The organism is Deltaproteobacteria bacterium, from assembly GCA_016219225.1.
In the GTDB taxonomy this organism is placed as follows: domain Bacteria; phylum Desulfobacterota; class RBG-13-43-22; order RBG-13-43-22; family RBG-13-43-22; genus RBG-13-43-22.
The window spans coordinates 1-14,937 of the sequence record JACRBX010000276.1 but is presented as its reverse complement, the minus strand read 5'-3'; the positions used below and the strand labels follow the sequence as shown (position 1 = coordinate 14,937).

11 protein-coding genes are annotated in these 14,937 nt (G+C 50.7%); 3 read left to right on the top strand and 8 right to left on the bottom strand.

Annotated elements, in window-relative coordinates; translation table 11 throughout:
• The coding region (locus tag HY879_22940; GenBank protein MBI5606200.1) for a CoA activase at positions 1-3,101 on the bottom strand (3,101 nt) is incomplete at its 3' end.
• 339 nt (positions 3,102-3,440) lie between these two features.
• Positions 3,441-4,364: a radical SAM protein gene (locus HY879_22935; GenBank protein MBI5606199.1), complete on the bottom strand. Its 924-nt coding sequence runs from the start codon at positions 4,362-4,364 to the stop codon at positions 3,441-3,443.
• A 206-nt stretch (positions 4,365-4,570) separates the two neighbouring features.
• Here HY879_22935 and HY879_22930 point away from each other — a divergent pair, with 206 nt between their 5' ends.
• On the top strand, positions 4,571-4,801 hold the full coding sequence (locus tag HY879_22930) for a hypothetical protein (protein ID MBI5606198.1): 231 nt from the start codon (positions 4,571-4,573) through the stop codon (positions 4,799-4,801).
• A 91-nt stretch (positions 4,802-4,892) separates the two neighbouring features.
• Complete coding sequence (locus tag HY879_22925; protein MBI5606197.1) at positions 4,893-5,078, top strand: type II toxin-antitoxin system RelE/ParE family toxin; 186 nt, start codon at positions 4,893-4,895, stop codon at positions 5,076-5,078.
• A 17-nt stretch (positions 5,079-5,095) separates the two neighbouring features.
• Here HY879_22925 and yqeC read toward each other — a convergent pair whose 3' ends face one another.
• The 6 genes from yqeC to HY879_22895 all read right to left on the bottom strand — a co-directional run bounded on the left by yqeC (position 5,096) and on the right by HY879_22895 (position 11,753).
• Positions 5,096-5,860: a putative selenium-dependent hydroxylase accessory protein YqeC gene (gene yqeC, locus HY879_22920; protein ID MBI5606196.1), complete on the bottom strand. Its 765-nt coding sequence runs from the start codon at positions 5,858-5,860 to the stop codon at positions 5,096-5,098.
• Positions 5,861-5,909: 49 nt separating this feature from the next.
• The gene (locus HY879_22915) at positions 5,910-6,662 is read right to left on the bottom strand and encodes a hypothetical protein (GenBank protein ID MBI5606195.1); all 753 of its coding nucleotides are present in this window, start codon (positions 6,660-6,662) and stop codon (positions 5,910-5,912) included.
• Positions 6,663-6,774: 112 nt separating this feature from the next.
• A complete protein-coding gene (locus HY879_22910; GenBank protein MBI5606194.1) occupies positions 6,775-9,339 on the bottom strand; it encodes an MBL fold metallo-hydrolase in 2,565 nt (854 codons plus the stop codon).
• A gap of 152 nt (positions 9,340-9,491) precedes the next feature.
• Positions 9,492-10,442 (bottom strand): patatin-like phospholipase family protein, encoded by a 951-nt coding sequence (locus HY879_22905; GenBank protein MBI5606193.1) that lies wholly within the window; start codon positions 10,440-10,442, stop codon positions 9,492-9,494.
• 87 nt (positions 10,443-10,529) lie between these two features.
• Positions 10,530-11,303 (bottom strand): alpha/beta fold hydrolase, encoded by a 774-nt coding sequence (locus tag HY879_22900; GenBank protein MBI5606192.1) that lies wholly within the window; start codon positions 11,301-11,303, stop codon positions 10,530-10,532.
• 12 nt (positions 11,304-11,315) lie between these two features.
• Complete coding sequence (locus HY879_22895) at positions 11,316-11,753, bottom strand: hypothetical protein (protein MBI5606191.1); 438 nt, start codon at positions 11,751-11,753, stop codon at positions 11,316-11,318.
• Positions 11,754-12,040: 287 nt separating this feature from the next.
• Between HY879_22895 and polA the strand changes: the two genes are divergently transcribed.
• A complete protein-coding gene (polA, locus tag HY879_22890) occupies positions 12,041-14,728 on the top strand; it encodes a DNA polymerase I (protein ID MBI5606190.1) in 2,688 nt (895 codons plus the stop codon).
• Positions 14,729-14,937: the final 209 nt, after the last annotated feature.

The window sequence follows — 14,937 nt, the reverse complement described above, 5'->3', positions numbered from 1 at the left end:
GAATCGGGAAGGACCTCTGCCTCTACACCGCAAGCCTTATAGGCCGCGGCCACGGCATAGGTATGATCGGTCATGGGGGGAATATAGATCCTTCGATGGTTCCCTGAGGGGATGCGGGAGGAGGAGCGTTTTTTTAAAGGGGGGAAAGGGGCCTCTTTGCTGTTTTTTAAACTGTCCAGAAAGGCCTCCAACCGGGTCACCACACCGGCGTCGGCACTGTGTTCGTCGATTTCGATTTCCAGGTAGGGTTTTCCTTTCAGAACATCCCTGAAAAAATGGAGGATAAAAGAGTCGGGACCGCAACTGAAATTGGTGACGTAGATCCCGTATAGTTTCGGGTTTTTTTTGAGGATTTCCGCAGCCCCTAAAATTTTTTGGCCGAACCTCCAGTAATGGTGTCTGGGTTCTTCCGTTTCGCTTTTTTGATCCAGAGGGAAAAAATCCATGGGGATGGCCAGGACCCCCAGGTCCTTAAGCTTCTTGGGTATATTCAGATTAATGCCGGGATCAAAGCCGTTATAAGGGCGGCTGACCACTACCATGGCGATGTCTTCCGGTCCCAGGGCGGCCAGGACCTCTTCGCCCCGTTTGAGCAGTTTTTGATAAAAGGCCTCCTGGGCGGCCACGGCCTTCTTCATGGCTCCGGAGATCAGAAAAGAGTTTATTCCTAAGGAATGGCACATGGACCTCAAACCCTTTTTTAAGGCCTTTTCTCCTCGACCGAAATAAAGGACCGGTTGGATAACCTGAACCCCTTTGGCTTTGAAGTTGATGGAAGAATGGACCGTATAGGCCAGGGTTTGGGCATAAGGACAGATCACCCCCTGCTGGTAATCGGGGTTGTTGGATTTCAAGTCTACGATACTGGGCAGAAAGATCCGGTCGACCCCCTGCTGGATCAGGTCCAGGATATGGCCGTTGACCACCTTGACGGGCAGACAGGTTTCCGCGGCCATGGATTCCACGCCCTGATGGATGATGGATTTGTTGGTGGGACCGGAAATGACCACTTCAAAACCGAGGTGGGTAAAAAAAGTGCGGAAAAAGGGCAGGAGCTCCCTGAAAAACATGGCCCTGGGGATGCCAATTTTACCTTTTTTGCCGCCGGGATTTTGGTCTTCAATCCGACCGGCCATCAAGGTTTCTCTTTCGGCAAAGAGATCCGGCATGGCCTGGGAAACGATTTTTTTAGTATCCAGGTCGTACTTGTCACAGCGGCTGCCGTAGAAAAGGGGTTTTTCTCCTTCAATAGAAACCTTCTTGACCTCGCATTGATTGGGGCAGCCCTTACACTCGAAAGAAGAGATCTGATACTCGGTCTGGGCCAGATCGAAGCCCTTAAAGCGGCTTTGATCCCAGGTTTTTTCCCTCTGGGCCAATATGGCCACGCCTATGGCCCCGGTGACGTCGTTATGTTCCGGTACGGTAATGGGCCGGCCGACTACTTTTTCAAAGGCGGCTACGATCCCTTTATTCGAAGCGGTGGCCCCCTGGTAAAAGATCCGCTTGCCGATCCGGCGGTCTTCCACGACCTTGTTTAAATAGTTTTCAACGATCGAGTAACTCAGTCCGGCCACCAGGTCCTTTTTATCCAGACCCTGTTGCTGATGGTGAACCAGGTCGGATTCCATAAAGACCGTACAGCGTTCCCCGAGGCGGACCGGACTTTCCGATTCCAGGGCCAGGGCACCGAATTCCCCTTTGATAGAAATACCCAGTTTCTCGGCCTGCTCCTCAAGGAAATAACCGGTCCCGGCGGCACAGACCTTGTTCATCATAAAATCGACAATGGCCCCGTTCTCCAGACTGATATATTTGGAGTCCTGTCCGCCGATCTCAAAGATGGTATCCACCTTCGGGTCAATGGCTGCGGCGGCCGTGGCCTGGGCCGTGATCTCGTTTCGGACGATATCGGCCCCGATAAAATCCCCGGTCAGATAACGGCCTGAACCGGTGGTACCGGCCCCTTTGATGACGACCCGGTCTCCGACTTCTTTTCCGGCTGCCGCCAGACCCTGTCGGATGGCTTCCAAAGGCCGGCCGGCCGTCATCAGATATTGTTTCGACAAGACCTTCATGGCCTGGTCGATCACCACAACATTGGTGCTGATCGACCCCACATCGACCCCCAGGTAAGCCTCTATTTTTTCTCCCTCGCCCGGGTCAGGGGCCTGGGCGGTTGAAAAGGGCTGGCGGTAGTCCTCCCGTAAGGATAAGGCCTCCAACCGCCGGGCTTCTACGGATTGGGTTTGAATATAATCCTCCAAGGGTCCCAGCCCGGAGAATTCCTTAATTCTTGAGGAGTCTTCCCGGACAATCAAAGAAGCGCCTATGGCCCCCATGGAAAAGAAATGTTCAGGAATAACCAACTCGCCCTCTTTAAGTTCCAGGACTTCGGAAAAGGCCCGCCGCACCCCTTGATTGGCAGCCACCCCCCCTTGAAAGGAAACCGGTTTGAGGATATTTTTCCCTTTGGCGATATTGCTTTTCAGGTTTCGGGCCACGGCAAAACATAAGCCGGCAATGATGTCATAATCCGGGGTGGCTTCCTGCTGCAAGTGAATCATGTCCGTTTTGGCAAAGACCGTACAGCGCCCGGCGATCCTGGGAGGGGTTTCGGATTTTAAGGCCAGTTGACTGAATGCTTCGATAGTCAATCCCAGCCGGTGGGCCTGTTGATCCAGAAAGGAGCCGGTGCCGGCTGCGCAGAGGGTATTCATGGCGAAATCCTGGATAACCAGACGGCCCCCTTCTTCGGCACTGAGCAGGATAAGTTTGGAGTCTTCCCCCCCCATTTCTATGATGGTCCGGACCTCGGGATGAAAGCGGTCCACGGCCCGGGCCTGGGCGATGATCTCGTTGACAAAAGGGACTTTGAGCAAATCGGCCACCTTTTTCCCGGCTGTGCCGGTAAAGGCGATAGAACCGAGTTGGTTTTCGGGAAGTTCCGATAGAAATTCGGTTAACACGGAAAGAGCGGTTTCCAAAGGCTGCCCTTTAGTTCGACGATAATCTTCTTTCAGGATTTCTCCTTTTTCGTTCAGGACGACCGTATTGGTACTGACCGAACCGATATCCATTCCCAAATGCAACATCGACATTCCATTCCTCCAACATGAAACGTAAAAATTTATTATTTGAAAAACTGTTTTCACCGCAGAGCCGCAAAGAACGCAAAGAGGAAATAATTTTTCCTTTCTGTTGAGAGGACAGAAAGGAAAACGCTTTCCCCTACAGGCTGGAGTCCCTTCGGGCAATCATTTGCCGGGGCCCTCCGGGGCGTAGTCCCCTCCGGGGCGGAGTCCAGAGTTGTTTTGTTCAATCCCGCCTCTCACGGGATTGAACAATAATGATTCTCTCTGCGTTCTTTGCGGCTTTGCGGTGAACAAAAACTTTCTTTTCAAGTCCCGCTGCCGGCGGCTGAATGATCTGTCCTTCTTTCAGGCCCCGCGATAAAAACCCTGATGGTCGAATAATTCAAAAATGACTTTTTTATCCTGAACCAATCGGCCCAAAAGCCCTATGGTTTCTTCCGGGGGAAGCCCCAGGCATTGAGCAATATCCTCGGCCGTGCAGGGCCGGCGGGCAACCATTTCCCGGATTTCAGATTCCCATACCGAACCGGTGGGTTGGGTATTTTCCCTGGATGATCCGGCAATAATTTCGGCCCGGGGGCCCAATCCCTTTTGGATTTCTTTTAAACGAGAATAGGGCAAGGGATGGGCATAATTTTCAACCGGTGGCCGAACCACGGTATTGAGTTGAATCTTTTCCGGATTTATTTTTTCAATATAATTAAAAAACCGGTCAATCTGTTCCGGAGAATCGTTTATCCCCTTTAATAACAACACTTCCAGCCAGACACGGGGACCTTTGGCCTTCCCCAGGTTGATCAACCCGGTAATGACCTGTTCAAAGGTCACTGAGGGATGGGGGCGATTGACGGCTTGAAAAACAACCGGATCAGTGGCATCCAGGGAAGGAATAACCACATCAGCGGTTAAAACCCCATCCAGGACGGCATCTTTAAAAAGCAGGGAGCTGTTGGTGATCAGGGCCACCGGTACTGAGGTCAGCCTTTTGATCGCCTTTATGATCAGCCCCAGATCGGGATTTAAGGTCGGCTCTCCGGAACCCGACAAGGTAATATAATCCAAGGTTAATGGAGAAGCAGATAAAACGGTTTCTAATTCCTTCAGCACGGCATCCGCTGGTATCGGTTCCGCGGATTCAATCGTTTTGCAGGTGGTTTTACCGAGTTCGCAATAAATGCAATCAAAAGTACAGGTTTTATAGGGGATAATATCCACCCCGAGGGAAAATCCCAACCGGCGGGAGGGGACCGGTCCAAAGATGTATTTCATTGATCCACGCCTTTAAGTTCCTCAATCCTTTGAAATTGTTTATTACGGATACCAAAATGTAACCCACTACCTTATGCCTTGTCAATTGCCAAATTGGGATAGGGGAACTTTTCGAAGAGTTGTCAAAGTTTAACTAAATATGGACAAGACTCCCCAAAACAGGTATTGTATTTGAAATGAATACTATTAAATACGGAGGACTATAGATGAGAGTATTAACGGTAAGGGTGCCTGAAATAATAGAAAAAAAGGTCCGGATAAAGGCCAAATTGGAACACCGATCTGTCTCCGAACAAATCAATAAATATATCCATGATGCTATCATTTGTGAAGAAAATCCCGATTTACCTTATTCCTTTATCAAGGAAACCCTTCAATCCAAGGCAGAGATGGAGGCGGGACTGGGGAAGGAATATCCATTCGGGGTTATTAAATGATCAAGGTCCTTGCCTCCAGTCAAGTTTTAAAATTTAAAAAAAAAGCTTCTTCCAGATACAATTGGAAATAGACCAACAAGTCAAGGCCATCATGGAAAATCCTGAGATAGGGGAATTAAAAAAGGGGGATTTGAAAGGCCTACGGGTATTGAAATTCAAATACAACCGGCAGTTATACTTACTATCTTATGAAATGAAAGAAAGGTCCTTAAATTTATATCTTATCGGCAGCCATGAAAATTTTTATTCGAAATTAAAAAAGTATTTCCGCTCATAGATTCTTACAAAGTACCTCTATTTTGTTTTGGAAGTAATCTCATGGATAATTACCTTGCTAATCCTGTCTTTCCCCAGGTCTTTAATTTTTTCAGCCAATCGTTCGCCGACCCCGGGCTCCGGTTCTAAATCGACCTGGTTTAAAATAATGACAACCCGCATGCCCGGTGAACACCCCTTTAACCCCCCTTCCGGGTGAACCATTAACCTAGCTATCCCTTCCATGGTCATGGAGGCATTCAAAGGGATGCCAGTTAATCGGCTGATAATCTCCGGCCGGAAGGCATACTCTTTATTTAAGGGTTTGTTTAAGGCTGAAAGGCCGACGACGGAGAGAAAGAGGGTCGTTTCTTCCGGGACTACCGGCTCATGGGCATTGGGGGCCTTGACTGGTCTTTGGGCCGAGCCGTCGGCCTCGACAATCAAAAAATCGACCCGGCCGGATGACCAAAGGGCGGACAGGGCCGGCAGGGAAACGCCTGCCAGCTTATTTCCAGCGGCCCGGCCGGCGGCCCAGGTAATATGCCCATAACGGTTCAATGCCTTTTCAATTTCAGGAAAGCATTCAACCCCGCCTAATATCAAGGCCGGGCTTTGCGCCGGTTCCGGGGGATAAATTTTAGTGCTGGTGGTCGTAACAATTTTAAAATTGCGCGACAGCAGTTCTTTGGCCAGGGCATACATCAAGGTGGTCTTGCCCCCGGCCCCTACCAGGGTAATAAGCTCTTTGTCTCCCAAGGCCAGATTTCGGACCAGGGCCGAGGTGGAGGTGACTTGAATCATAATAGGGATCAGGGGTCAGGGACCGGGGGTCGGTTGCAGCCTACGGTTCTCACAGTCCGGAGAAGTCTCCGAAAACCAGGTAGGCCTGAGCAAAGGTACCTTTCATGGATCCTGCCGTTTTTGAGATCGCTTCGGCATTTCCTGTTTTCAAGATCCCCGAAAGCTTGGTAAGTATCTCCCGTTCCTTTTTTACCAGGACAGTGTAGCGCCCGACCTGCTCTTCATTGAGACCGAATAGCTTAGGGTCCGGTCTGGTCTTCTCCACGTCGGCCCACCGTGCGGAAAGTTCTTCCAATAATGCCGCCAAATCCTTCGGGTTTGATCCGGGCCTCACCACCAGGTCATAAAAATGTTCCATGGGCTCATGGAAGGCCGTCATCAGATCAGGCAGATACTGGATATTCATGGCGGCCCGGGCTTTCCAGAAGGCGTTTCTTACCGTTTCAAGGGCCTCATGGGCATCCTTCCTTTTGCCTGCGGCCACCAGTCCGTTGGCCTCCTGGATCTTGGCTCCGGCTACACTGACCGCCTGGGAGAGCACCGGGCTTTCCCGATCCGCTTTAGAGAGGCTCCGGGTAAATAGCGGCCAGGCCGAATTAAGACGGCGCATTGATTCCACTACCGCTCCGGCGGGTTTGTCCGGCTGGTTGGTCAGAGCCAGTGCCGGTATATAGGAACGATCTAATATTACCATATCGTCGATAAGTCCTCCAATAACCGGTGAAGACAGGCCAATCAGGATGAACAACGAGACCATCACGGCTGCTCCATGATTCTTTATCATATTTTTTGGTTGTTTCATGTAACCCTTTCTAAGATCAGGTATCAAACCAGCCCAATCTGTTTGAAATTTCTCTGTTACTCGTACGCGTCACTGGTTTTAAGAAGCAATCCGCAACGAGCAAGGAGCTGCTTTAGGCCATCCAAATGGATTCCAGATAGGTTGCATCAAATTCGATAACCATTTTGGGGCGGTTGTTTTTCAAATCCCAGGAAACAAATGGGCTCAATTGATCAATGATCAGGCCTTTCTCCAGACCAAAGCGGGTGGCGACCATCTCGTTGGCCGTGCTGACCGTGTTAAGGATCATCCGGTCGAGTCCGGCGGAGGCATTGAGCCCTCGCAGGGCAGGATGGCTTTGAACTTGTTCAATGGCTTCTTCCCAATGAATGGCGGCGATTTTCCGACGCAGCACATAGGCGTTTCCCCGGTCTCGAATAGTCAGCAGGACGGGATTCGTTTTTAACCAGGCACTCCTGACCTTTGAGTTGGACAGGGCCGTAGCGATGCGCTCCAGAAACTCGTTTTTTTTCTGGATCTCCTCTAATTGTCTTACTTGAACCCTTTCAAAGATATACTCCTGACCATCGATGGTGGTCTCTTTGAGGCGCGTCGGATCAAAACCCAGATCCATAAGATCACCAATAGTCAGAGGATGGTTGATGGATTTCCCACGCTTCTCGAGCCATCCCAAAAAACTCGGCCTTCCATAATTAGGCAAGGATTCGATGACTCGGGCGGGTTGATTCTTCAGATCCTCCGGAAGTCGCCCCAATAAGGCCAATTCGCCTGTTCCCAGGGCGTTATGGTGAGCCAATTCGCGAGGGGCATAGGACTTCATCTTCAGGGCGGCGATTTCCGGGGAGAGCACGATCTGCTCCATGGATTCACCACCGGTATAGCCAACCAAATTTCCTATGCGCCGCCTGAAGGCGATCAGTTTAGTCACGAAACGGGTAAACATATAGCGCATGACAGGCGAAGGCTCGGCACGTTTAATCTCCGTATCGAAATAGGCAAGGAGCGTTTGATAAAGTTCTTTGAATTCCGTGATGGTTCTTTTGACCATCATCTCATTGTCTCTTATATCAATAAAAGTTCGTTTCCGCTTCAAATGATATAATAGTTTCTGGACCGATAGTTTAAGGTCTTTCCCCTCCAAGGCCGGGGGAATGAAAATCATATAGTTGTCGTTTTTGTCCGAAAGAGCCGCCCCGGCAACGGACTCGATCGGTTTCCAGGAATGCTTGAGATAAATATCATAGGTCGGATCATCGGCCGGAATAATATTGTCCAGGATCCCTACTGCGGAACAATCGACCAAAAAGTCGCCAAAGTATTTCAGGATGCGGTTTCCCAGCCCCTTTCTCCTGAAAGGGGCGGCCACCTCGACGTAGACCAGGTAGTAACAAGGAATGGGTTTATTCAGATACAACATATTGAGCCGACCCAGGTTCTCTCCTGTTTCGGCGTTGATCTCAAAAACATGAAAGCCGTTCTGGGAATGGTCCGGTTTAAACCGGTTGATCTTACTGCCCGAGGCCGTGGCATTGACCAGATCCCACAAATCACTGAAAAGATCTGTAAAGACAGGGGCCTCAGCCAGGCCTCGCCGCATACCCTCATCGATAAGGGCCAGCAGACCAAGTCGTTCGTTGAGGGACAAGGGTTTGGTCCTTTCAGCAAACGGCTTGGCCGATATCACCCGACCCCCGACTTCCGCCGAGGTCTCTTTTCCCTCGAAATCAGATCCACGATCCTTTCCACCGACCTCCGGAAGAGAAAATGACAGGGCTAAACCGTTTGTCTGGGATTGTTTGATCAGGAGTCTGCACAGATCATACATTACCTTAAAGGGCTGGATGTCGGTCAAGCTGTCAACAAATCGAGCCTTTTCGAGGGCCACTTTTTCCTTCGGCAGGCCTCTTTCCAGCATATGCAACAGCTCCTTGTGGTAATTCTCCGTGGCCCGCATCGCCTTTTGGAGGTAGCCTCGCACATTGCTTTGGATTACACCGTTGTGGCTCAGAGCGGCCCGCCTGGCCGGCAGGGTATACAGTTTTCGAATACTCTCGCAATACGCCTCGAGGGAATTAAAATAGTTGGGCCAGAAGGCATCTTTTTCCGGAACATAAAACCCGGTGGCATCCCCTGCGACCAATAGCGCTTCTTTCTCTCCATAAAGGGAGACATGGCAAACGGAATGGCCCGGGGTATCATGGACCTGCCAGACAATCCCGGCCCCAAGATCTATCCGGTCTCCTCCCTGTATTACCGCGTCCACCTCAAAACTGTAGTTTTCGAGGGGGGCGGGTAATCGATCAACCTCGGCGCGCACCTTCATGAGCTGAGCAATACTCAGGTCAACCATCAGAAACTCTTTAAACAACTCTTTGGTCTTCAGAATTTCTGCACCAGCAGGGCTGGCCATGAGTTTTAAGTGGGGCCAGGAACGCTTTAAGTGCGGTACGGCACCGATGTGATCGGCATGGGTGTGGGTTAAAACCACATATTGGATCTGTTTTAAATCGATACCGAGTGACGTGATCTGATTGACAATAATATTAAAAGTCGGTCCGGTTCCCCCCTCAATGATCATGCCTACTTCTCCCATAGACAAATAGACCGGAAAAGAAGGGGTGCCCAGTTGATAAAAATTTGGTGTTATTTCAATAGGTTTAATGATTGTGTCTTCCATGCCGGGGTACGCTGTTTCTTGGGTAGTCGAAAAATTTCACCTTCCGGTTTTTCTCCGCCGGGATGTCTGTTATCATAAACTTACCGAAATGTCAAATGACCCACCACCCTGGTGCAAGCCTGGTCGATGACAGACGAATTTATACAATCCGCCTACTTCTTTCCGGCAAAGGTTTCTGTAATTTTTTCCTTAATCGTCTTGAACCGACCACTCAGGGACTTCCGGGAAACAGCCTCCTTATGGATAGCCGCCCAAATGGCCGGGAGACTTTCGAGGGCGGCCTTCTCTCCCGCTTTGAACAGTTCCCGGGGCCCACTGAAATCGGCCCATTGACAGCCGTTCACGTCGGGGCGAATAAGCACATCCGCCTCGGCGAGCAAAAGGTCGTTCAGATAAATCCTGGTGACGGCATCCGAACGCAGGATGATATCCAATCCCGATCCGTTCATGAATCTCGGGGTTTCGCTCGAGACGTCTACGCCTATGATGACTTGGGCCCCCATGTCCCTGGCGCTGCGGGCGGGTAGACACTCCACCCAGCCTCCGTCCACCAGCAAGAGGTCGCCGTCTCTTACCGGTGGAAATATCCCGGGCAGCGCACAACTGGCACTGATCGCCCGCCTCAAGGAGCCGTGGGTATAAAGGACCCGGGCGGCCTGCCGGATGTCCGTAGTCACACAACCGAAAGGAATTTTTGTCTCCTCGATAGCAATATCGGGGATCAGGGGATAGAGGAATTCTTCATATTCCTTTTCGGAGATGAAAGCCGATTTGGTGGCGGTAACGCCCCAGAAAAAACTCTTGCGAACCAGATTGGCCATATCGGTAAAAAATCCGCAATTATCATCAACCTCTTCCAGTTTGCGGATGAACTCCAGACGGGTCCTTCGTGACTGAAAGCTGCCGAGGAATTGTTCGACCCGCCCCATCCAATAACCGGCGTCCGGTTGGGAAGCATAAAGTCCTCCGACCAAGGCGCCGAGACTCGTGCCGGTTATGATATGGATGGGAATCTTGGCGTCTTCCAAAACTTTAAGCACGCCGAGATGGGCAAGGCCCCTGGCCGCACCGCCGCCCAGGGCCAGACCAACTTTCGGTATCATCAGGGCTCCTTGTCGCTGTTTTCATGCTTTTATGTGAATTACCTTTGCAACACAAAGGCAAGATTTTTAAAAAGTGTCCCCTCTCTCTCAAACCAATCCGTTTTCATCCAGAAAGGCAATCAGGGCCTGATTCAATTCCTCCGGTTTTTCCAGGGGCAACAGGTGGCCGGCATCCATGATATGGACACGCCTGGCCCCGGTGATGTTAGCGGCCAAATACTCGGCATATTTGGGGGGGGTGAGCAGATCGTCCTGACCGCTTACCACCAGGACCGGGACCTTGATTTCGGCCAGCCGTTCCCGGACGTCAAAACGGTCGCAGGCCTGGAAGTCGCCGAAGGTCACCTGCGGCGGGCTTTTCAGGTTACTATCCAACAGGGGCTGGATGAGGGCCGGATCGGTCTTCGGGGAAATGGTCATTTGTTTGCTGGAGGCCACGAAGGCCGGGAAATCTTTTTCTATGGTTTCAAAGATCATCGGCATCACCTTCAGCTTGGCCCCGGTACAGATCAAGGCTCCGGCCGGAAACCGTTCCGGATAATCCAGGAGAAGCTGTAAGGTAATGGCTCCTCCCAAACTCAAGCCGGCCGGAACAGGCTTCTGGACTTTCATTGCGTCAATAAAGGCCATAACCGCCCTGGTATATTCGGGTACGGTCGAAAAGGCGGTTCCCGGACTTCCCCCGTGGCCCGGCAGATCCAGGGCCAGAAGGTTGGCCCGGTCACCGAAGGTTTTTACCTGGTTGTCCCAAAGGATGTTTGAACCGCCGGAGCCGTGAATAAAGACCAGCGTTGATTTTTGGGGATTCAAAGGCCAGGTATTGACGGAAAAGGCCAGGCCCGCTTCGAAACGATTTTCCATAAATTACTCTCCTTATTTTAGATTTTCCATATCGGCCAGGTCTTGCGCGCGGCCAGTGGAACGCTTGTTTTTTTTCAAGTTTTCGATATCAACAAAATCAATCTGAAGCCCATGAATAGTGGTAACTACTTTGGAAGCATAGCAGTCTTCAAAATCGAGCCCAGCCGCTGAGGTTAACAAGTCGATCCTGTTGGGAGGATATCCAAGCTGAATGATATGATCGGGAACGAGGAAATCTTCCACGGTAAGATCTAAGGACCCGAAACCGAATCGGTCCAAGGCTTTTAATAAGTTCCGTGAATTCGCGGGCGATGACTCTATCCAAACATCAAGATCCTTGGTGTAGCGAGGATGGCCATGGAAGGCCACGGCATAACCGCCGACAACCAAATATTTCACCTTATGTTCGTTTAATAATTTTATAAACTCGTTGAAATCCTTGTTCAGCATGATATTTCCATTCGTTATATTCCTGACGAATTTGTTCTAAGGCATCAATCCGTTCTTCATAGGATTTGGATTGCCAGAAAGAGAAATCGCTAGGCGCTTCACCTATTTTATATTTGTGGACCACTTTTATAATGCTCATGATATTTGCTTTATCTTGTCTCTTTTGATATGGTTCGGTTAACGAAAAGTAATCATAACCCCAAAAAAAATAAAATACAAGTATTTCAAAATATTGGATCGGGAAAGCGGGCCGTTAACCGGCAGGTTTTCCTATGAGGATTGTTCCTATGACCGACCAACCCAAGCTCTACCTGATCGACGGCAGCTCTTATATCTACCGGGCTTTTTTTGCCATTGGACACCTCTCCAGTCCTAAGGGGATGCCTACTCAGGCCGTCTTCGGTTTTATCCAGATGATCCGCAAAATCATCGAACAGGAGAAACCCGAGCATCTGGCCGTGGTCTTTGATGCCAAGGGGCCGACTTTTCGACATGAACTTTACACCGAATACAAGGCCCATCGTCCTTCCATGCCCGATGACCTTATTGTTCAGATCCCCTACATCAAAGAGATCAGCCGTTATTACGGTTTGCCGATTCTGGAAAAAGAGGGTGTTGAGGCCGACGATGTCATCGCCACTCTGGCCAAAGAGGCCGAGGGCAAAGGGTTTGAAGTGGTCATCGTTTCCGGAGACAAAGACCTGATGCAGATGATTTCTTCCCATATTTGTATGTGGGACACCTTGAAAGATCAGGTTTTTAATTTGAAAACCGTGCAGGACCGATTCGGCACCAGCCCGGCAAAATGGGTGGATATCATGGGTCTGGCCGGTGACAGCAGCGATAACGTACCCGGTGTGCCCGGCATCGGGGAGAAGACGGCAGTAAAACTGATCCAGGCCCATGGATCGCTGGAAAACCTCCTGGACCCGTCCTCGGCGGTGACCCCCCCCAAATTGAAAGAAAAACTCCTCCAATATAAGGATCAGGCCTTGCTTTCCAGAGAATTGGTCACCCTGGATACCCGGGTCTCTTTAGACCTTTCCCCCGCAGAGCTAAAAATTCAACCCAAAGACAAGCCCCATTTAAAAAAGCTCTTTCTTGAGCTGGGTTTTAAAAAATTTATCGAAGACCTGGGGGGAGGGGAGGTCCTGGAAGAACCATCTCTGAGAATCTATAGGGGTATTACCGACTGGCAGGACCTGGTCGCCTTTGTTGAAAAAATAAAGAAGGCCGGGCGGGTTTCTCTCGACCTGGAGACCACCTCCGAAGATCCCATGCAGGCCGAGATTGTGGGGATCGGCTTGTCCTATGAAGAGGGCCTGGCGATTTATTGTCCGGTGGGGCATGTCTATTTAGGGGCTCCCAGACAACTGGTCCTGTCCGAGGTTCTGGGCCTGATCAAAGGGATTATGGAAGATCCCGACATCGAAAAGATCGGTCAGAATATCAAATACGAATGGATCATCCTCAAGCGCTATGGTCTTGATTACCTGGGGAAGGCCTTTGATACCATGATTGCTTCCTATCTTCTGAATCCTTCCCGAAGGACCCACAATCTGACCCAGATTGCTCTGGATCAATGTAACCGCCGCCTGACTACTTTTAAGGAATTGGTCGGGACAGGGGCCAAGGCCAGGAATTTCAGCGAAGTGCCGGTGGACCAGGCGATTGAATACGGGGCTGAAGATGCCGAAGTCACCCTGGCCTGCGCCGGGAAACTGGCCCCCCTCCTTGAACAGGAAGGGTTGGACGAACTCTTCTATGAAATGGAAATGCCCCTGGTGCCTGTCCTGGCCGAGATGGAAATGAACGGGGTCCGGGTCGACGCGCAGGCCCTGGCCCAATTCTCCAAAGAGGTGGAGGTCAAATTATTTCGGCTCGAAGAGCGGATTTATCAGTTGTCCGGGGAGCGTTTTAATATCAATTCCCCTCAGCAGTTAGGCTATGTCCTTTTTGAAAAGCTCAAGCTTCCCCAGGGGAAAAAGACCAAAGGCCGGACTCACTGGTCCACGGATGCCGAAGTGCTCAAGGATTTATCCCTGAACCATCCCCTGGCGGCCGAGGTCTGGAATTATCGCACCTTGACTAAGCTCAAATCCACCTATATCGACGCCCTGCCCAGGCTGATCCTGCCCAGAACCGGACGTCTGCACACTTCTTTCAACCAGACCATCACGGCCACCGGCCGTTTGAGCAGCAGTGAACCCAATCTGCAAAATATCCCGATCCGGACCGAGGAGGGCAGAAGGATTCGTCAGGCCTTCATCCCTGAACCGGGCTGGAAGATGGTCTCCTCCGACTATTCCCAGATTGAGCTGCGTATCCTGGCCCATTACAGTGAGGATGAAACCCTTGTCGAGGCCTTCCGGGAGGGACAGGATATCCATAGCCGGACGGCGGCCGAACTTTTCAATTGCCCCCCTGGAGAAATTACGGCCGAAATGCGCCGCCAGGCCAAGGTGATCAATTTTGGTATCCTCTATGGGATGAGTGCCTTCGGGCTTTCCAAAGAATTAGGGATCAATAACCGGGAGGCCCAGGCCATGATCGACCAGTATTTTTTAAAATACCGTGGGGTGAAACAGTATATTGAAGATACACTGGCCGAGGCCAGGCGGATGAAGAGCGTCACCACTCTGTTCAACCGCCGCCGGCATATAGATGACATCAACAGCTCCAACCGGGCGGGCCGGCAATTCGCTGAAAGGACCGCCATCAATACGCCGATCCAGGGAACTGCGGCCGATCTGATCAAAAAGGCCATGATTGACATCCATAAAACCCTCCATCAGGAAAGGATGCACTCCCGGATGCTCCTCCAGGTCCATGATGAATTGGTCTTCGAAGGTCCGGAAAAGGAAATACCCTTCCTGAAAACGATTATCCGTGAGATTATGGAAGAGGTTCTTCCCCTCCGGGTCCCTTTGACGGTTCAGATTTCAGAAGGGAATAACTGGGCGGATTTGAAATGATTGTAATAGTTGCTTAGTAAATCAACATTGACAAAGTTTTGTCGATCGGGTGGCGAAATTCCTGTAGTTGGCGGGTGCAGCGAAGCGTAACCCGCCAACATAAAAAAATATACAAGGACCATATTAGTCGGTGGGTTCCGTTATCACTCCACCCACCCTACATTTTGCTGACTTGGTCAATTATATGAAAAAAAGGGGAGCCCAAGAGG